This window comes from Pseudomonas sp. SDO5532_S415 (genome assembly GCF_054071155.1).
Genome location: NZ_JBSVWS010000132.1, coordinates 1 through 17330 on the forward strand (window position 1 = coordinate 1; position 17330 = coordinate 17330).

A 17330-nucleotide genomic window follows, 5' to 3' on the forward strand; every position below is an offset into this window, starting at 1 on the left:
TGGATCTGTGAACACAGGACCTCATGTGGGAGCGAGCCTGCTCGCGAAGAGGCCCGAACAATCACCGAAAAACTCCATGGGTAGAACCCCGCACAATCAACCGCGCCGAAAAATCCAGGGTCCGCACCGGCCCGTCATCCCTGCGCAAACGCTTGAGCAGACACTCAAACGCACTCGCGCCCATCTCCTCCGTCGGCTGGGCGAGGGCGGTGATGCCGCTGCCCACCAGCGGGTACCAATCCAGATCATCAAGGGCAATCAAACCCACGTCCTCAAACAGCCTGCACTGAAGTTCACGCAAGGCATGGGTGCTGGCCAGCGCCGCAATGCCGTTGGCACAGAACAACGCTTTCGGGCCGGGGCCGGGTGTGTCGAGGAAGGATCTTAGGTTCGCGGTCAGCTCGCTGCCGGTTTCGATGATCGTCCCGCTCAGCGTCGAGCGCTGCGCGATCTGCGCTTTGAACCGCGTCACCCGTTCAATTCGCGAACTGGTGCCATCGAACGGTTCAGTCACCAGCAACACATCACGATAGCCACGCTCCTCAAGATGCGTGAGGGCCATGTCGACGGCTTGCGGGTTATCCAGCCCGACCATATCGCTCTCAAGGTGCTCGACCTTGCGATCCACCAGCACCAGCGGCATTTCCCGGTGCAGTTCGTGCAATTCGTCGCGGTGATGGCCCAGGGTGTTCACGATCAGGCCTTCGATGTTGTACGAGCGCAGCAAGGCCAGGTGCTGGCGTTCCTGCTCGTCGTCGCGGTCGGTGTTGCACACCACCAGGCTGTAGCCGTGCTGACGGCAGGCGGTCTCCACCCCGTGCATCACCGCAATCGAATAAGGATTACGGATATCGGCCACCAACATGCCGATCAGGCGCGTGCGCCCGCGTTTCAGGCCGCGGGCCATCTGATTCGGGCGATAGCCCAATTCGGCAATCGCCTGTTCGATGCGCCGGGCAATGGCGTCGGAGAGCAGGGCGCGGTCGTCACCGATGAACCGCGACACGCTGGCCTTGGAGACCTTGGCGTGTTCGGCCACATCGAGCATGGTGACGCGGCTGCGCTGGGCGGCGGAGAAATCGTTCACGGGCTGAAACCTTGTTATTGGATTTATAGGGTTCGTGCGATCGGATCGCTGAAACCGGTTTCAGAAGACACCAAAAGCCAATCTGCCGTCAAGTCCTTCGATGAACATTGTCCGACAATGGCCGACGGCTGGACGTCAGATCACCAGGCTCAGCCAGGCCGATCCCAGCAGTAACAGGGCCATGCAGCGATTGAAGCGTTGCATCGCCCGGGGCGAGCGCAACCAGCGCGCCGAGCCTGCGCCGAGCAAGGCCCAGACGCCAAGACACGGCAGCGAAATCAGGAAAAACGCCAGGGACAAATACATCACATGGGTCAGCCGCTGCTCGCCGCCCCCGGCGAACACGCTGACAACCGCCAGCGCCATCATCCAGGTTTTCGGGTTGATCAATTGCAGGCTCGCGGCGCCCAGCATGCCGAGGCGGGCCTGACTGTCCAAGGCTTCAACACCCTGCGCCGGGGCGCTGAAGATCTGCCAGGCCAGATAACTCAGCCACGCCACGCCAATCCACTGCATCGCGGTGTGTACGCCAGGCAAAGAAGCCAGCGATGCGCCCGCGCCACTGCCCACCAGCAGCACAAGCAGCGCGGCGCTGGCACAGCCACCGAAGATGATCGGCACCGCGGCGGTCAATCCGTATCGGGCGCTGTTGCTCAACACCAGAATGTTGGTGGGGCCGGGCGTGATCGAAGCCACGAAGGCAAACAACAGGAAGGGCAATAACGTGGGGAAAGAGGCAAACATCGCAGGCAAACTCCGGTGAAGATCGTTGAAGCCGATCTTCACCTGCGGCGAATCAGCGGTCTGGAAGATTTGAGCAGCGCTTGCGGTACAACGCCGGCGTCAGGCCGTAGGCGCGCACGAACCAGCGTCCCAGATGACTCTGATCGGCAAAGCCCAGCGCCATGGCCACCGCTGCCGGTTGCTCGCCCCGGGCCAGCATCCGTCGGGCCGTGGCCAGGCGCAACTGCACCAGATATGCGTGGGGTGCGATGCCATAAGCGGCCTTGAAGGCGCGGGTCAGGCGGAAGCGATCGACCCCTGCAGCGGCGGCCACCTGGTCGAGGCCGATGTCTTCGTGGGCATGGGCGTGCAGAAAGTCCCGAGCCTTTTGCGCCACCAGCGGCAAGCGCGGGTCGTTGGCATAACGGGCGCGCCAGTGCAGGTGCGTGGTGAGGCGTTCGAGCAAGCCGTCGAGGGCGGTCTGGCGAACGATCTTCAGCTCGCCCCGATGCAATGCTTCGAACGCCAGGCTCGTGGCGTGGGCCAGGCGCACGTCGCTGGCCAGTGTGTTGGCGAAGCTCAACTCACCCTGGTCGGGCGCGCTGTCGAACACGGCGCTGAGTTCGCGCTTCAACCACTGCGGATCGAGGTACAACGTGCGGTAGGTAAACCCGTCGACCGTCGGCGCTTCGCCGTCGTGAATGTCACCGGGTTCGAGCAGGAACACTTTGCCCGGCGTGCTCTGATGCCTGGCCCGCCGACAGTTGAATTGCTGGACCCCTTGCTCGGTGATGCCCACCAGATAACTGTCATGCCAGTGCGGATCGTAGGCGTGGCCTTCGAAATGCGCGCGCAGGGTCTCGATGCCGGTGTCGGCGTCCTGGGCCAGGTCGATCCAGTTGTGAGAGGTCATGCGGCACCTGCGGGACGGATTACCGAGCCATTTAACGCCTGCAGGGGGGCAATGACTAGAACGTTTGTGCACAAAGGTCAGTTGAACAGGCCTGCAGCGATGTTGATCGAAAACCCGAGAATCGCCGTATTGAACAGAAAGCCGATCAGCGATTGCGCCAGCACAATCTTGCGTAATTCCCGAGTCGCCACGCCGACATCCGATGTTTGTACCGCCACGCTGAGGGTGAACGAGAAGTACAAAAAATCCCAGTAGTTGGGCGTGGTCAATCCTTCGGCAAAGCGTAGCGCCGGTTCCTTGCCGTCCCAGGTGTAAAACAACCGCGCGTAATGCACGCTGAAAATCACCCCGATCAGCAGCCAGGAACCGAGCACCGTCAGCGCGGTGAATCCGTAATGCAGCAGTTTGCGGGTGGTTTCCAGGTCTTTGCTGCCGGCCAGTTCGAAGGCGATGGTTGCCAGGCTGGCGATGGCGGCGATGCACACGATGAACAGCACCAGTCGGGCGTTTTCGTCTTCGATCTCGGCGATGCGTTTCACGTCCGGGGCTTTGGAGCGCACGGTGAGCCAGAGCATCAGCACCAGATAAGTCCAGACCCCGACGTTCCAGCCGATGAGGATTTTGCTGATGATTGAATGGGCAGGGACCAGAATGCCCGCGGCGATACCCAGCGTGGTGGCGGCGGACAGGCGCGGGTGGGTGTGGGTGAGGTAGGGCATGGAGGCTCGTTGGGGTGGGGTATGCAAACACCTTAGCCCAGCGCAGTCGAGTGTGGCCACATTCCCGAATCCCGTGAGAACCCTTGTGGGAGCGAGCCTGCTCGCGAAGGCGTCATCACATCCAACATCCAAGTTGACTGTTAGACCGCTTTCGCGAGCAGGCTCGCTCCCACAGTGGGTCGGCGTGTGGCTTAAGCCTGCCGGTGCCGTCCCCGCACCAGCTTCATCACCACCACAAAAAACACCGGCACGAACACCACTGCCAGGGTCGCGGTGATCATGCCGCCGATCACCCCGGTGCCGATGGCTTGCTGGCTTGCCGAGCTGGCGCCGGTGGCAATCGCCAGCGGAACCACGCCGAGGATGAACGCCAGGGAGGTCATGACGATCGGCCGCAACCGCAGGCGCGCGGCTTGCAGGGTGGCGTCGATCAGGTCGTGGCCTTCGTCGACCAGGCTCTTGGCGAACTCGATGATCAGGATCGCGTTTTTCGCCGACAGGCCGATGATGGTGATCAGGCCGACCTTGAAAAACACGTCGTTGGGCATGCCACGCAACGTCACGGCCAACACTGCGCCGAGTACACCCAGCGGCACCACCAAAAGCACCGAGGTCGGTATCGACCAACTCTCGTACAATGCCGCCAGGCACAGGAACACGATCAGTAACGACAAGCCGAGCAAGATCGGCGCCTGACTGCCGGACAAACGCTCCTGCAACGACAGGCCGGTCCATTCCTGACCCAGTCCCGCCGGGCCGAGTGACACCAGGCGCTCGATTTCGGTCATCGCTTCACCGGTGCTGTACCCGGGCTTTGGTTCGCCGGAAATGCTGATCGCCGGATAGCCGTTGTAGCGGGTCAGCTGTGCTGGCCCCTGGGTCCATTTCGCCTGGACAAACGCCGACAGCGGCACCATGTTCCCGGCGTTGTTGCGCACGTGGATCTTCAACAGGTCCTCGACCTGACTGCGTTGATCGCCTTCAGCCTGTACCACCACCCGCTGCATGCGCCCCTGATTGGGGAAGTCGTTGATGTAGGCGGAACCGACGGCGGTGTTCAGCACGCTGCCGATATCGGCGAAGGACACGCCCAGCGCATTCGCCTGTTTGCGGTCGACGATCAATTGCACCTGCGGTGCTTCGGCCAGGGCGCTTTCGCGCACGTTCATCAGGATCGGGCTCTTCTCGGCGGCCGCCAGCAGCTCGGTGCGCGCGCGCATCAACGTGGCGTGACCGAGGCCGCCACGGTCCTGCAGGCGGAACTCGAAGCCGCTGGAGGTGCCGAGGCCATCCACCGGTGGCGGCAAGACCGCAAAGGCCATGGCGTCCTTGATCTGGCTCAGGGCGATATTGGCGCGATCGGCAATCGAACTCGCCGAGTCATCGCCGCCACGCTCGGACCAGTCCTTGAGCGTGGTAAACGCCAGCGCCGCATTCTGGCCGCTGCCGGAGAAGCTGAAGCCGAGAATCACCGTGCTGTCGCCAACGCCCGGTTCCGTGGCGTTGTGCGCTTCGATCTGCTCGACCACCTGCACCGTGCGGTTCTTGCTCGCACCCGGTGGCAGCTGGATGTCAGTGATGGTGTAGCCCTGATCCTCCACCGGCAGGAACGAGGAGGGCAGACGACTGAAGCACAGTCCCAGACCGACCAGCAGTACCCCATAGATCAGCAGATAACGACCGCTGCGTTTCAACGCATAGGCGACCCAGCCTTGATAACGCGTGGTGAGTTGCTCGAAACGGCGGTTGAACCAACCGAAGAACCCGGTTTTTTCGTGATGCTCACCCTTGGCGATGGGCTTGAGCAGCGTCGCGCACAGCGCCGGGGTCAAGGTCAGGGCGAGGAAGGCCGAGAACAGGATCGAGGTGGCCATGGACAGCGAGAATTGCCGGTAAATCACGCCGACCGAACCCTGCATGAACGCCATCGGAATGAACACCGCCACCAGCACCAGGGTGATGCCGATGATCGCGCCGGTGATCTGTTTCATCGCCTTGCGGGTCGCGTCCCTGGGCGACAGGCCTTCGGTGGCCATGATCCGCTCGACGTTCTCCACCACCACAATCGCATCGTCCACCAGGATGCCGATGGCCAACACCATGCCGAACATGGTCAGCACATTGATCGAGAAACCCAGGGCCAGCATGGTCGCGAAGGTGCCCATCAACGCCACCGGTACCACCAGGGTCGGGATCAGTGTGTAGCGGATGTTTTGCAGGAACAGGAACATCACCGCGAACACCAGCACCATCGCCTCAAGCAGGGTGTAGACCACTTTGGTGATCGAGACTTTGACGAAGGGCGACGTGTCGTAGGGAATCTTGTACTCCACGTTGGCCGGGAAGTAGCGCGACAGCTCATCCATCTTCGCCCGCACCAGCGTCGCGGTGCTCAGGGCGTTGGCCCCCGGCGACAGTTGCACGCCGACGGCGGTCGACGGCTTGCCGTTCAGGCGCGTGGAAAACTGGTATTCCTGACTGCCGATCTCGACCCGTGCAACATCGGCGATGCGCACCGTCGAGCCGTCCGGGTTGGCCTTGAGCACGATGTCGGCGAACTCTTCCGGGGTCGACAACTGGCCTTTCACCAGAATGGTCGCGGTGATTTCCTGGGTCGTGCGGCTCGGCAAATCACCGATGCTGCCAGCGGAAACCTGGGCGTTCTGCGCGACGATGGCGGCGTTGACGTCGGCGGGGGTGAGGTTGAAACCGATCAGTTTCTGCGGGTCGATCCAGATGCGCATCGCCCGTTCGGCGCCATACAACTGGGCCTTGCCGACACCGTCCAGACGCTTGATCTCGTTCATCACGTTGCGTGCCAGATAGTCGCTGAGCGCCACGTCGTCGAGCTTGCCGTCGCTGGAAGTGAGGGTGATCAACAGCAGGAAGCCGGCGGAGACTTTCTCCACCTGCAAGCCTTGCTGATTGACTGCTTGCGGCAGGCGCGACTCCACGACTTTCAACCGGTTCTGCACATCCACCTGGGCCATTTCCGGGTCGGTGCCCGGTTGGAAGGTCGCCTTGATCGTCGCGCTGCCGAGGCTGCTTTGCGACTCGAAATACAGCAGGTGATCAGCGCCGTTGAGCTCTTCCTCGATCAGGCTGACCACGCTTTCGTCGACGGTCTGCGCCGACGCACCGGGGTATACGGCATAGATTTCGATCTGCGGCGGCGCGACGTCGGGGTATTGCGCCACCGGCAACTGTGGAATGGCCAGCGCACCGGCCAGCAGGATGAACAGGGCGACCACCCAGGCGAACACCGGGCGGTCGATAAAGAACTGCGGCATAAACAAGCGTCCTGCTTACTGGCCAGAAACCTGGGCAAGTGGAAGAGGGGTGTCGTCGATCTGCACTTTTTCGCCGGGTTTGGCGTGTTGCAGGCCTTCGATGACAATGCGGTCGCCGGGCTTGAGGCCACGGGTGACGATCCAGCGATCGTTCTGCACCGCGCCCAACTCCACCGGTTGCTGGCCGACCCGTTGTTCGGCATCGAGCAGTAGCACTTGCGCGACGCCGGCACTGTCTCGCTGGATCGCCCGTTGCGGCACGCTGATGCCTTGCTGGTTCACCGCCTGCTCCAGGCGCACCCGCACAAAGCTGCCGGGCAGCAAGTCGAGGTCCGGGTTGGGGAATTCGCTGCGCAGGATGATCTGGCCGGTGCCCGGGTCGACCGTGATGTCGCTGAACAGCAACTTGCCCGGCAACGGGTAGAGGCTGCCATCGTCCTGAATCAGCGTGGCTTTGGCCTGACCCTGGCCGACCTCCTGCAACTGGCCGGAACGGAAGGCGCGGCGCAGATCGTTGAGTTCGCGGGTCGACTGGGTGAGGTCGGCGTGGATCGGGTTCAGCTGCTGAATCAGCGCCAGTGGCGTGGTTTCGTTCTGCCCGACCAGGGCGCCTTCAGTGACCAGTGCGCGACCGATGCGCCCGGAAATCGGCGCGGTGACGGTGGCGTAGCCGAGGTTCAATTTCGCCCGTTCAACGGCGGCCTTGCTGGCGGCAACGTCGGCGGCGGTCTGTCGCGCAGTGGCCCGGGCGTTGTCGTAGTCCTGGCCGCTGATGGCCTTGTCGTCGATCAACTGCGCGTAACGCTGCTCTTGCAACCGGGCCTGGAAGGCGTTGGCCTCGGCTTTGCGCAATACCGCTTCGGCACTGTCCAGGTCAGCCTTGAACGGTGCCGGGTCGATGCGCAACAGCACATCGCCTTTTTTCACGTCGGTGCCTTCGCGGAAGGTGCGCTGCAGGACCACGCCGGCGACACGGGCACGGACTTCGGCAATGCGCGGCGCGGCGATGCGTCCGCTCAGTTCACTGGTGATCGATAGCGGCCGGGCTTCGACAGTCTCGACGCGGACACTGGCCAACGGCGCCTGTTCTTCGGCGGTCGAGGCCTTGTCGCACGCACTCAGCGTCAACGCCAGGGCCAGAAGGCTGAGTCTGGCAAGCAGATTCTTAGACATGAATTACCCCAATAATGACCCCCAGCATCCTACTGGGCGACGGCGAGGGTAGCGGTGAAGCTTTGTTGGCGCTGTGTGAAATTGTGTAAGGGTTTTACTCAGGAGTGTGCAGGGGCGTATATCCTTGAATCCTTGAAATTTATTGCGCCTGTCAGGCCGCTATCGCTGGCAAGCCAGCTCCCACAGTGGTTGATGGTGTTCACATGATTTATGTACACACCGGACCTTGTGGGAGCTGGCTTGCCAGCGATGAGGCCCTGACTGACGCCACTGCACTTTCTGGAAACACCCATGCCCAACATCCTTCTGGTCGAAGACGACACCGCCCTTGCCGAACTGATCGCCAGCTACCTGGAACGCAACGGCTATTGCGTCAGCGTCATCAGCCGTGGCGATCAGGTGCGCGAGCGGGCGCGGGTCACGCCGCCGGATCTGGTGATCCTCGACCTGATGCTGCCCGGTCTCGACGGCCTGCAAGTCTGTCGCCTGCTGCGTGCCGACTCCGCGACGCTGCCGATCCTGATGCTCACCGCCCGCGACGACAGCCACGATCAGGTGCTGGGCCTGGAAATGGGCGCCGACGACTACGTCACCAAGCCCTGCGAACCACGGGTATTGCTGGCCCGGGTGCGTACCTTGCTGCGGCGCAGCAGTCTCAGCGAACCGCAGACCGCCAATGACCGCATTCTGATGGGTAACCTGTGCATCGACCTGTCCGAGCGCACCGTGACCTGGCGCGAGCAGCCGGTGGAACTGTCCAGCGGCGAATACAATTTGTTGGTGGTGCTGGCCCGGCATGCCGGCGAAGTGCTGAGCCGCGACCAGATCCTGCAACGCCTGCGCGGCATCGAGTTCAACGGCACCGACCGTTCGGTGGACGTGGCGATCTCCAAGCTGCGGCGCAAATTCGATGATCATGCCGGCGAGGCGCGCAAGATCAAGACCGTGTGGGGCAAGGGTTACCTGTTCAGCCGTTCCGAATGGGAATGCTGAGGTCATGTTCAGACTGCTGTTTCGCCTGTACCTGGTGACGATCATTTCGTACAGCGCGGCGATCTATCTGGTGCCGGACCTGGTGATCAAGGTGTTCCAGGAGCGTTTTCTCACCTACAACCTCGATTACTCCCGAGGGCTGCAAACCCTCATCGTCAAACAGTTCAAGGCGGTGCCGACCGAAGAGTGGCCAGCGTTGGCGGCGGAAATGGACAAAGAGTTCCATCCGTTGCACATCGTGCTCAGCGCCAACGACGATCCTGATTTGACCCTCGATGAGCAGGAACGATTGCAGCGTGGCGAGAACGTGGTGCGCATCGGCGACTGGGGCTGGCGCACCCTGGCGGTGGCGCCATTGGACGAGCACACCGTGGTGCAAATGGTGGTGCCGCCGGACCCGATGGACGTCAGCCTGTTGTACTGGAGCATCAACGTGCTGATCGGCGCCACCATGCTCGCCTGCCTGTTGCTGTGGCTACGGCCGCACTGGCGCGATCTGGAACGACTCAAAGGCACCGCTGAACGGTTCGGCAAGGGCCTGTTGAGCGAGCGCACGCAGATTCCCGCCCATTCCAACATCGGTAGCCTGGCCAACGTCTTCGACACCATGGCCGGTGATATCGAAAACCTGCTGAACCAGCAGCGCGACCTGCTCAACGCGGTGTCCCACGAACTGCGCACACCCTTGACCCGCCTGGATTTCGGCCTGGCCCTGGCCCTGTCCGACGACCTGCCGGCCACCAGCCGCCAGCGCCTGCAAGGGTTGGTGGATCACATTCGCGAACTCGATGAATTGGTGCTGGAGCTGCTGTCCTACAGCCGCCTGCAAAACCCGGCGCGGGTGCCGGAACAGGTGGAAGTGTCGCTGGATGAATTCATCGACAGCATCCTGGGCAGCGTCGACGACGAGCAATCGCCGGACATTGTCATCGACGTGCTGCTGCACGGCCAGCTCGAACGCTTCACCCTCGACCCGCGCCTGACCGCCCGCGCCTTGCAAAACCTGCTGCGCAACGCCATGCGTTACTGCGAAAAACGCATCCAGATCGGTGTGCAGGTGTGCCCTAAGGGCTGTGAAATCTGGGTGGACGATGACGGCATCGGCATTCCGGATGACGAGCGCGAGCGGATTTTCGAACCGTTCTACCGCCTCGACCGCAGCCGGGATCGCGCCACAGGCGGCTTTGGCCTGGGGCTGGCGATCAGTCGGCGGGCGCTGGAAGCGCAGGGCGGCACCTTGACCGTGGAAGCCTCGCCGTTGGGCGGGGCGCGGTTCAGGTTGTGGTTGCCGACGCCGGTTTGACGCTAAGTCCAATTTGGCTACTGTCAATTGCGAATGTTCAAGCTACGCTCCGATAGCTGTGCCCCTACACCACTTGGCAAGCTTAGGCGTTGATGATTTAACACTGTTTCATAATTCGGTGGAGGGGGGAGCTCACTTGAACGGCGTTGAACAGAAACTGCCTGATTGTAGCTCAGTGGCGGCTCTGTACGGGGGACAGTCGAGCGAAATCCCATCTCCATCGCTGTCACGCCTCCTTGAGGTCGATTCATTCTTGACACACCAATCTTGGATCCCACTCCTGCTACGAGGGCTATACCAGCCACCGCATATAACGCGATAGTCAGTTCATCATTGTCACTAAAGTGCCTCGACAGTACGGCTCCGGTGAACGCCAGTGGTGCAACTACAGCCGAAATTATCTTTACGGTTTGTAAAATGGCTAACGCAGCAAAGTGTCCAGTCGGATCACTTCTATTTACCGGATCTCCGTTGCAATAAGCATATGCATTCCTCCCACCCGCCCCAAACGGGCTCAACCTGTCCGGGAGGTTGAACCGCTTCAAAACAGGGTTGAAATATCGGTAGTTTCCCAAGAGATAGTGCCTGGTCACAGGGTCCGCCTGTTCGCCATTGAAACCCAACAGGCGCGTCAGGCCATCTTCCGGAAGGTGATGACCGTAAGGTGTGTAGGCATTGGTTTGACGACTTGTGGCGTCGAACGCGTTAGTGACCGAATTTTGTTTATCGGTCGCAAGCAATGTGGTATTGGCACCGCTGTTCCGATTCTGTTGTTGCGCCAACAATTGAGCGCCGTGCCGGAAAATACGGTGGCTTTCCTTGTCCTGGATTTCCGTGATCAGGTGAGCGTTACAGTAGAAGCGCTGGACGCTTGTCTGGCCTGATGATTGGATGGCGGCAAGACGATCCATGGCGTCGTGTTGGTAGCGGCAAAACTCCGTGATTCCTGGGAGAACAGCCATAGCATTTGCTCCATTGAGGCTGTGAGAGTCTGTTTCCAGCTTCAATGCATATTCAGTTTCGCACAACTATCAGAACTGCTAGTAAACGTCGCATCTGTCAAACCTGACAGTAGTCAGCTTTATCATTGAGGCGTTTCATGGCCCTTACGCAGTCAGGCTGTCGCGCCACGCACTGATGACTGGAGGGTGGAGATGGAAGCGCCAACAACAAGCATTGGCAAAGGGACGATCAACGCGATCAGGCTAGTCTGGGTCGATACCCTGTGGACGAAGTTCGCCATGGTCATGCCGGATGACGGCTGTTCCAGGCTGGCGGTCAGGATCGGCCCCAATCTCACGCCGGGGGGACAGGATCAGTTTTTCGTGGGCGACAAGGTGAAATACACGTTGGTACTGGATTCTTCAGGGGAATTTCCGAGGGCGCAGGATCTTGTGAAGTCTGGAGCTGGCAGCAGGTCTGTCTGATCGCCGGCGATTCTGTGGCGAGGGAGCTCGCTCCCGTTGGGGCGCGAAGCGGCCCCGGCATTATTTCAGTCATCGGCGCGCAGGTCTCGCGACTGCTTCGCAGCCGAGCGGGAGCGAGCTCCCTCGCCACAAAGGGCTCATCACGCACTTAAGCGGGTGCGCAACGCCTTGGCCATGCCCTCCAGCTCCGCCATCGGATTGCGTCCGATCAACATCCACGCATGTTCCATGTCAGCCCAGTAAACGATGTTCATCTCGTGCCGGCGCTCCTGGGCGAAGTCCCGGCTGCCGCTGTTGGAACGGGTGATGCACAGCGCCATCGGTCCATGGATCGGATCGAGGAAGTTGATCTGGGCGATGGGGACGCCATCGTATTCGAGGATTTGCGCGCGTTTGAATTCGGCGCGGGGCAAGGTCAACTGCGCGGGCGCGAGGTGCAAGCCCAGGCGCTTGTCGATGGTGTGAAGTTGCAGGCGCTGGGCGGCTTCGTCGTTGGGCAAATGCTCAAGGGTTTGCGGGACGTAAAGCACCATGTAGTCCGCCACCAATTGGCGCCAGCTGCTATTTTCCTGGCTCGCTTGCCAGCCTAAAAACAGGCGGTCCGCCAGCACGCCACTCACCACCAACCCGGCCGCCGCCGCCAGGAACCAGCGGCGATTGAGTGCCGGACGGGCCGGCGAGGGCAGGGTGTCGAGCATGGCTTGCAGGCGATCCACCGGCGCCTGGTGCCCCAACTCATCGTAGGCCGCCTTGAACGGCAGGCTGCTGCGGTTGAGCCATTGCAGGCGCAGGCCGAGCATCGGGTCTTCGGCCACGGCCGCGTCGATGCGCCGGCGCTGTTCGGCGTCGAGTTGGTCGTCCAGGTAAGCCACCAGTTGCTCATCCGGGATTGACGCGTTCATCGACGTTCTCCGGTGAAAGGGTTGGACACAGACTGCAACGGCGGGTATTCAGCAAGTTTGCCCCGGGCGGCGGCCAGGCGGCTCATGACGGTGCCGATGGGCACTTGCAGCACGTCGGCGACTTCGCGGTAGGACAAGCCTTCGACATAGGCCAGAAACACCGTTTCGCGCTGGGCTTCAGGCAGCGCATCCACACGGCGGATGACTTGCGCCGCCATGACATGGGTTTGCGCCACGTACTCACCGTCGAACGACAACACCTCATCACCCTCTATTGTGCCTTGGCCGTGACGCACCCGCCGCGCACGCACCTCATTGAGCCAGATCGAATGCAGAATGCTCATCAGCCAACGGTCCATGCGCGTGCCCGACTCAAATTGCCCGGCCCGTTCCAGCGCCCGCACGCAGGTGGCTTGCACCAGGTCTTCGGCGACGTGCCGCTGCCGGGACAGCAGCAGGCCGTAGCGCCACAAACGCGCCAGGTGCTGGCCCAGTTCTGTCCGTATTGCCTGATCGCTGGCGATAACGGCCTCCGTTATTTCGAAATATCAGGTTTTCGATGAGTCGTTGATGGCTTCGGCCAGGTCCTGGTATTCCTCGCAGGTGGTGTTGCCGCAGATCGATTTGATTGTCTGCAACTGTTCCCGGGCGAGATCCAGTTGACCCTTGATGACGTAGGCTTCGCCGAGATACTCGCGGACCTTTGCGTAGTGCGGGTCGAGCTTGACCGATTGCAGGTAAAAGCCGATGCCTTCATCGGTGCGCCCCAGTTTGCGCGTGGCGTAGCCGCGATAGTTCAAGGCCTTGGCGGTGCGGGGTTCCTTGAGTGTGTCGAGCAATGCCAGCGCTTCTTCGTAGCGTCCGTCCTTGGCCAGTCGATACGCGTAATCGGTACGGTCTGCATCGGACACCCGGTTGCTGGTCTGCTTGACGCATTTGTGCGACTTGGGGTCGTAGACCTGATCTCTGGGGCACTGGGGTTTGGCCGGGGTGTCTTCCTCGCCGTTGGCCCAGGCGTGCGAGCCGGGCAGGACAGTCGCCAATGTCAGCGCAACGGTGAACATCGAATAACGGCTAATCATGGACAATGCTCCAGGGGTGTCAGGGTTGGGACATCGAACAGGCCGAAAAACTCGTGAGCCGGTGACCCGCTTAACTTGAACACCACAGCGTGAACAATTATTCATTTTTTTGTGGCGTTCTGTGCAAGGAAAGCTCAAATCGAAGGGTTATGCTCGTTGGCATCGTTCGTCGATCCGGAGTTTCGCCATGAAAGATCACATTCACCACGCGGCGGCCGCCGGCTACAAGACCGGCGCCGATACTTACGTGCGCGGGCGCCCGGACTATCCGCCGCAGGTAGGTGACTGGTTGACGGGCACCCTCGGGTTGAATGCGGATAAAACCGTCGTCGACCTCGGCGCCGGCACCGGAAAGTTCACCGGCCGGCTGGTGGCGACCGGCGCACAAGTCATCGCCGTGGAGCCGGTGGTACAGATGCTTGAAAAACTGTCCGGGGCATTTCCCGACGTCCTGGCCGTCAACGGCACGGCGACGGACTTGCCCTTGCCGGATGCCTCGGTGGATGCGGTGGTCTGTGCCCAGGCGTTTCACTGGTTCGCCAGCGGCGCAGCCCTAGACGAAATCGCCCGCGTACTCAAGCCCGGCGGCAAGCTGGGGCTGGTGTGGAACCTGCATGACACCCGCGTCGGTTGGGTGCCGAAACTGGACGCGATCGTCAACGCGCTGCAAGGCGATACGCCGCGTTATTACACCGGGGCCTGGCGTCGGGTGTTTCCGCACCCGGCGTTCGGGCCGTTGCAGGGGCAGCATTTCAGCCATGGCCATACCGGGTCGCCGGAGGATGTGATTTTCAATCGGGTGCGCTCCACCAGTTTTATCGCAGCGCTGCCGGAGGCTGAGCGGGCGAAGGTTGATGAACAGATCCGGGCGATGATCGCGGGTGAGCCTGGGCTGCGGGGGCGGGATGTGGTGACGGTGCCCTATGAAACGGCGGTGTTTGTGGCGGTGAAGGGCAGTTAGATCGGTTGTGCGGCCATTCGCGAGCAGGCTCGCTCCCACAGTGGAACGCATTTCAAATGTGGGAGCGAGCCTGCTCGCGAAGAGGCCCGCCCAGACACCCTATGTCCAAAAGCAGTCCCGCTTTTGGCCGAACCACTGCCTTACTGCCCACCTCCATGCCTTGTTATAGTCGGGTCTCTTTTTTTGCCCGCTAAAAGGATCACCGGCATGTCTCAATACACCGCGTTCACCGTCGAACTGGTCGATAAAATCGCTCATGTGCAGATCAATCGCCCGGAAAAGATCAACTCGATGAACGCTGCGTTCTGGAGCGAAATCGTCGAGATCTTCCAGTGGGTCGACGACACCGACGAAGTGCGCGTGGTGGTCCTCAGCGGCGCCGGCAAGCACTTTTCCTCGGGCATCGACCTGATGATGCTGGCTGGCGTGGCCAATGAACTGGGCAAGGACGTCGGGCGTAATGCGCGTCTGCTGCGACGCAAGATCCTCACCTTGCAGGCGTCGTTCAATGCCGTCGATAACTGCCGCAAACCCGTGCTCGCGGCCATTCAGGGTTACTGCCTGGGCGGTGCCATCGACCTGATCGCCGCGTGCGACATGCGTTACGCCGCCGAAGACGCGCAGTTCTCGATCAAGGAAATCGACATCGGCATGGCTGCCGACGTCGGCACGCTGCAACGCTTGCCGCGAATCATCGGTGACGGCATGCTGCGTGAACTGGCTTACACTGGTCGCACCTTCGGCGCCGACGAAGCGCGTGGCATGGGCCTGGTCAATCGCGTCTACAGCGACACCACCAGCCTGCTCGACGGCGTCATGGACATTGCCCGCGAGATTGCAGGCAAGTCGCCGATTGCCGTCACCGGCACCAAGGAGATGATCAGCTACATGCGCGACCATCGCATCGATGACGGCCTCGAATACGTCGCTACATGGAACGCCGCCATGCTGCAATCCACCGACTTGCGTGTGGCCATGGCCGCCCATATGAGCAAACAGAAACCCGAATTTCTGGATTGATTGAAAAATGACTTCACGCTGGACCACTGCAGTTTTGGACACCGATCAACCTGGCGGCTGGGCCGTGGCGCGTAGCCCCGAAGGCTTCCTGTTCGATGACAACGGCGCGTTGTTCCCCCGTGAATGGCTCAAGCGCCAGGACCTGTCGATACTCGCCGAACACGGGATCGGTCATCTTGATGGCGAGCCGGTGTACCTGCTGGAGTTGCGCAGTCACAGCGAAGTGTCGGGCTGCAACTGGAAAGGCCTGCGGGCGTTCATGCTCGAAGGCGATCACACGGTCTACAAGGTGCTCGGTTACGCCGCGCAGATCGGTACCTGGGCCCGTGAACACCGCTTTTGCGGTAACTGTGGTCAGGCCATGACCCAGGTGCCGCGTGAACGGGCGATGTACTGTCAGCCCTGCGATTTACGCAGCTACCCGCGGATTTCGCCGAGCATGATCGTGCTGGTGACCCGAGGCGATGAAGTGCTGCTGGCACGCTCGCCGCGGTTCGTCACCGGGGTCTACAGCACGTTGGCGGGGTTTGCCGAGCCAGGCGAATCGGCCGAGGACTGCCTGATTCGCGAGGTTCGCGAAGAAGTGCGGATCGACGTGAAGAACATCCAGTACATGGGCAGCCAGTGCTGGCCGTTCCCGCACTCGATGATGCTCGGCTTCCATGCCGAGTACGCCGGCGGCGAAATCGTCTGTCAGGAAGACGAAATCGAAGACGCCCAGTGGTTCAACGTTCACGCGTTGCCGCCGTTGCCGGCTTCTCGCTCGATAGCCCGTTACCTGATCGACGTCTACGTGGCGCGGCGTTTAGGCCACGCTGAACCAGTGTTGCCAGGCTAGCCGCACGGTCAGCCCCAGCACTACGGTGATGAACACCGGACGAATGAATTTCGCGCCGCCGCTGATGGCGGTGCGAGCGCCGAAGAAGGCGCCGACCATCACCGACAGGCCCATGCACAGGCCGATGATCCAGTCCACCTGCCCGGAAAACACGAACACCGACAGCGCCGCAATGTTGCTGACGAAGTTCATGCTGCGCGCCACGCCGCTGGCCTTGACCAGATCGATCGGGTACATCAGCAGGCTGCTGACGGTCCAGAACGCACCGGTGCCGGGTCCGGCCACGCCATCGTAGAAACCGAGGCTGAAGCCCTGGGTCGATTGCCACTTTTTCTTGATCGGTGCGTTGCTGTCCAGCGGCGCTTTCGGCGTACCGCCAAACAACAGGTAAAGGCCGCAGGCGAAGACGATCACCGGGAGCATTTTGTTCAGCCATTCCGCCGGCAGGTAATGCGCGACCACGGCACCGGTCAGGGCGCCGACCAGGGTGCCGACGATGGCGTGCATCCACTGCCGGGGATGAAACAGCTTGCGACGGTAAAAGGTGAAACTGGCGGTGGCCGAGCCGAAGGTCGAACTGAGCTTGTTGGTGCCCAGCACCAGGTGCGGTGGCAGGCCGGCGGTGAGCAAGGCCGGGGTGGTCAACAGACCGCCGCCGCCGGCAATGGCGTCGATGAATCCGGCAATGAAAGCGACAAGGGCCAGAATGGCCAGGGTGGTGAGGTCAACGCTGAGTTCGAAAGGCATGGAATCGGCTTAATCGGCAGGGGTGCAGCAAAGGGGCTGCGGGGAAGGGCCGATATCTTACCCATATCCCGCCTTTGCGGCGACCTGTATGGCCTCTTCGCGAGCAGGCTCGCTCCCACAGTTGAAATGCGTTCCCCTTGTGGGAGCGAGCC

The 17330-nt window shown here is 61.5% G+C and carries 17 protein-coding genes; 6 read left to right on the top strand and 11 right to left on the bottom strand.

All coding sequences use genetic code 11. From position 1 onward, the window contains the following. Positions 1 to 61: 61 nt before the first annotated feature. The 6 genes from ACW9HW_RS22670 to ACW9HW_RS22695 all read right to left on the bottom strand — a co-directional run bounded on the left by ACW9HW_RS22670 (position 62) and on the right by ACW9HW_RS22695 (position 7905). On the bottom strand, positions 62 to 1087 hold the full coding sequence (locus ACW9HW_RS22670; RefSeq protein ID WP_457401812.1) for a LacI family DNA-binding transcriptional regulator: 1026 nt from the start codon (positions 1085 to 1087) through the stop codon (positions 62 to 64). A gap of 135 nt (positions 1088 to 1222) precedes the next feature. Further along, positions 1223 to 1831, bottom strand: a complete 609-nt coding sequence (locus ACW9HW_RS22675; RefSeq protein WP_457401813.1) for a LysE family translocator — start codon at positions 1829 to 1831, stop codon at positions 1223 to 1225. A gap of 52 nt (positions 1832 to 1883) precedes the next feature. After that, positions 1884 to 2723: an AraC family ligand binding domain-containing protein gene (locus ACW9HW_RS22680; protein WP_457401814.1), complete on the bottom strand. Its 840-nt coding sequence runs from the start codon at positions 2721 to 2723 to the stop codon at positions 1884 to 1886. Positions 2724 to 2800: 77 nt separating this feature from the next. Next, positions 2801 to 3442 carry a DUF1345 domain-containing protein gene (locus ACW9HW_RS22685; protein ID WP_457401815.1) on the bottom strand — a complete coding sequence of 214 codons (642 nt, stop codon included), beginning with the start codon at positions 3440 to 3442 and terminating at the stop codon, positions 2801 to 2803. Positions 3443 to 3633: 191 nt separating this feature from the next. Then, positions 3634 to 6732, bottom strand: coding sequence for a multidrug efflux RND transporter permease subunit (locus ACW9HW_RS22690; RefSeq protein ID WP_457401816.1), 3099 nt, complete (start codon positions 6730 to 6732; stop codon positions 3634 to 3636). A gap of 15 nt (positions 6733 to 6747) precedes the next feature. Then, positions 6748 to 7905 (bottom strand): efflux RND transporter periplasmic adaptor subunit, encoded by a 1158-nt coding sequence (locus ACW9HW_RS22695; protein ID WP_095194773.1) that lies wholly within the window; start codon positions 7903 to 7905, stop codon positions 6748 to 6750. 291 nt (positions 7906 to 8196) lie between these two features. Here ACW9HW_RS22695 and ACW9HW_RS22700 point away from each other — a divergent pair, with 291 nt between their 5' ends. Together ACW9HW_RS22700 and ACW9HW_RS22705 are read left to right on the top strand one after the other, a co-directional pair. After that, on the top strand, positions 8197 to 8898 hold the full coding sequence (locus ACW9HW_RS22700) for a response regulator transcription factor (protein ID WP_137806283.1): 702 nt from the start codon (positions 8197 to 8199) through the stop codon (positions 8896 to 8898). Between the two features lie 4 nt (positions 8899 to 8902). Then, the gene (locus ACW9HW_RS22705) at positions 8903 to 10201 is read left to right on the top strand and encodes an ATP-binding protein (RefSeq protein WP_095194775.1); all 1299 of its coding nucleotides are present in this window, start codon (positions 8903 to 8905) and stop codon (positions 10199 to 10201) included. 23 nt (positions 10202 to 10224) lie between these two features. On the opposite strand, the gene ACW9HW_RS22710 is transcribed toward ACW9HW_RS22705, so the two are convergent. Then, positions 10225 to 11163 carry an RHS repeat-associated core domain-containing protein gene (locus ACW9HW_RS22710; RefSeq protein WP_457401817.1) on the bottom strand — a complete coding sequence of 313 codons (939 nt, stop codon included), beginning with the start codon at positions 11161 to 11163 and terminating at the stop codon, positions 10225 to 10227. Positions 11164 to 11355: 192 nt separating this feature from the next. Between ACW9HW_RS22710 and ACW9HW_RS22715 the strand changes: the two genes are divergently transcribed. Beyond that, complete coding sequence (locus tag ACW9HW_RS22715) at positions 11356 to 11628, top strand: hypothetical protein (protein WP_095194776.1); 273 nt, start codon at positions 11356 to 11358, stop codon at positions 11626 to 11628. 140 nt (positions 11629 to 11768) lie between these two features. On the opposite strand, the gene ACW9HW_RS22720 is transcribed toward ACW9HW_RS22715, so the two are convergent. From ACW9HW_RS22720 to ACW9HW_RS22730, 3 genes are all read right to left on the bottom strand, one after another. After that, positions 11769 to 12530 carry an anti-sigma factor family protein gene (locus ACW9HW_RS22720; RefSeq protein ID WP_095194777.1) on the bottom strand — a complete coding sequence of 254 codons (762 nt, stop codon included), beginning with the start codon at positions 12528 to 12530 and terminating at the stop codon, positions 11769 to 11771. Then, a complete protein-coding gene (locus ACW9HW_RS22725) occupies positions 12527 to 13012 on the bottom strand; it encodes a sigma-70 family RNA polymerase sigma factor (protein WP_095194778.1) in 486 nt (161 codons plus the stop codon). The genes ACW9HW_RS22720 and ACW9HW_RS22725 overlap by 4 nt, the downstream gene beginning before the upstream one ends. Positions 13013 to 13078: 66 nt before the next feature. Beyond that, on the bottom strand, positions 13079 to 13612 hold the full coding sequence (locus ACW9HW_RS22730) for a tetratricopeptide repeat protein (RefSeq protein WP_095194779.1): 534 nt from the start codon (positions 13610 to 13612) through the stop codon (positions 13079 to 13081). A gap of 187 nt (positions 13613 to 13799) precedes the next feature. On the opposite strand from ACW9HW_RS22730, the gene ACW9HW_RS22735 reads away from it, so the two are divergent. From ACW9HW_RS22735 to nudC, 3 genes are all read left to right on the top strand, one after another. Next, positions 13800 to 14573 carry a methyltransferase domain-containing protein gene (locus ACW9HW_RS22735; RefSeq protein WP_457401818.1) on the top strand — a complete coding sequence of 258 codons (774 nt, stop codon included), beginning with the start codon at positions 13800 to 13802 and terminating at the stop codon, positions 14571 to 14573. Positions 14574 to 14780: 207 nt separating this feature from the next. Then, on the top strand, positions 14781 to 15593 hold the full coding sequence (locus ACW9HW_RS22740) for a crotonase/enoyl-CoA hydratase family protein (protein WP_457401819.1): 813 nt from the start codon (positions 14781 to 14783) through the stop codon (positions 15591 to 15593). Between the two features lie 7 nt (positions 15594 to 15600). Next, positions 15601 to 16431 carry an NAD(+) diphosphatase gene (gene nudC / locus ACW9HW_RS22745; RefSeq protein ID WP_095194782.1) on the top strand — a complete coding sequence of 277 codons (831 nt, stop codon included), beginning with the start codon at positions 15601 to 15603 and terminating at the stop codon, positions 16429 to 16431. Here nudC and ACW9HW_RS22750 read toward each other — a convergent pair. Further along, positions 16399 to 17178, bottom strand: a complete 780-nt coding sequence (locus ACW9HW_RS22750; RefSeq protein WP_095194783.1) for a TSUP family transporter — start codon at positions 17176 to 17178, stop codon at positions 16399 to 16401. The two genes, nudC and ACW9HW_RS22750, sit on opposite strands and share 33 nt — an antisense overlap. Positions 17179 to 17330: the final 152 nt, after the last annotated feature.

What these genes read in the sequence shown, in the direction of transcription:
- ACW9HW_RS22675 (WP_457401813.1), bottom strand. Translation starts at nt 1,831, where the DNA reads ATGTTTGCCTCTTTCCCCACGTTATTGCCCTTCCTGTTGTTTGCCTTC.
- ACW9HW_RS22680 (WP_457401814.1), bottom strand. Translation starts at nt 2,723, where the DNA reads ATGACCTCTCACAACTGGATCGACCTGGCCCAGGACGCCGACACCGGC.
- ACW9HW_RS22685 (WP_457401815.1), bottom strand. Translation starts at nt 3,442, where the DNA reads ATGCCCTACCTCACCCACACCCACCCGCGCCTGTCCGCCGCCACCACG.
- ACW9HW_RS22690 (WP_457401816.1), bottom strand. Translation starts at nt 6,732, where the DNA reads ATGCCGCAGTTCTTTATCGACCGCCCGGTGTTCGCCTGGGTGGTCGCC.
- ACW9HW_RS22695 (WP_095194773.1), bottom strand. Translation starts at nt 7,905, where the DNA reads ATGTCTAAGAATCTGCTTGCCAGACTCAGCCTTCTGGCCCTGGCGTTG.
- ACW9HW_RS22700 (WP_137806283.1), top strand. Translation starts at nt 8,197, where the DNA reads ATGCCCAACATCCTTCTGGTCGAAGACGACACCGCCCTTGCCGAACTG.
- ACW9HW_RS22705 (WP_095194775.1), top strand. Translation starts at nt 8,903, where the DNA reads ATGTTCAGACTGCTGTTTCGCCTGTACCTGGTGACGATCATTTCGTAC.
- ACW9HW_RS22710 (WP_457401817.1), bottom strand. Translation starts at nt 11,163, where the DNA reads ATGGCTGTTCTCCCAGGAATCACGGAGTTTTGCCGCTACCAACACGAC.
- ACW9HW_RS22715 (WP_095194776.1), top strand. Translation starts at nt 11,356, where the DNA reads ATGGAAGCGCCAACAACAAGCATTGGCAAAGGGACGATCAACGCGATC.
- ACW9HW_RS22720 (WP_095194777.1), bottom strand. Translation starts at nt 12,530, where the DNA reads ATGAACGCGTCAATCCCGGATGAGCAACTGGTGGCTTACCTGGACGAC.
- ACW9HW_RS22730 (WP_095194779.1), bottom strand. Translation starts at nt 13,612, where the DNA reads ATGATTAGCCGTTATTCGATGTTCACCGTTGCGCTGACATTGGCGACT.
- ACW9HW_RS22735 (WP_457401818.1), top strand. Translation starts at nt 13,800, where the DNA reads ATGAAAGATCACATTCACCACGCGGCGGCCGCCGGCTACAAGACCGGC.
- ACW9HW_RS22740 (WP_457401819.1), top strand. Translation starts at nt 14,781, where the DNA reads ATGTCTCAATACACCGCGTTCACCGTCGAACTGGTCGATAAAATCGCT.
- nudC (WP_095194782.1), top strand. Translation starts at nt 15,601, where the DNA reads ATGACTTCACGCTGGACCACTGCAGTTTTGGACACCGATCAACCTGGC.
- ACW9HW_RS22750 (WP_095194783.1), bottom strand. Translation starts at nt 17,178, where the DNA reads ATGCCTTTCGAACTCAGCGTTGACCTCACCACCCTGGCCATTCTGGCC.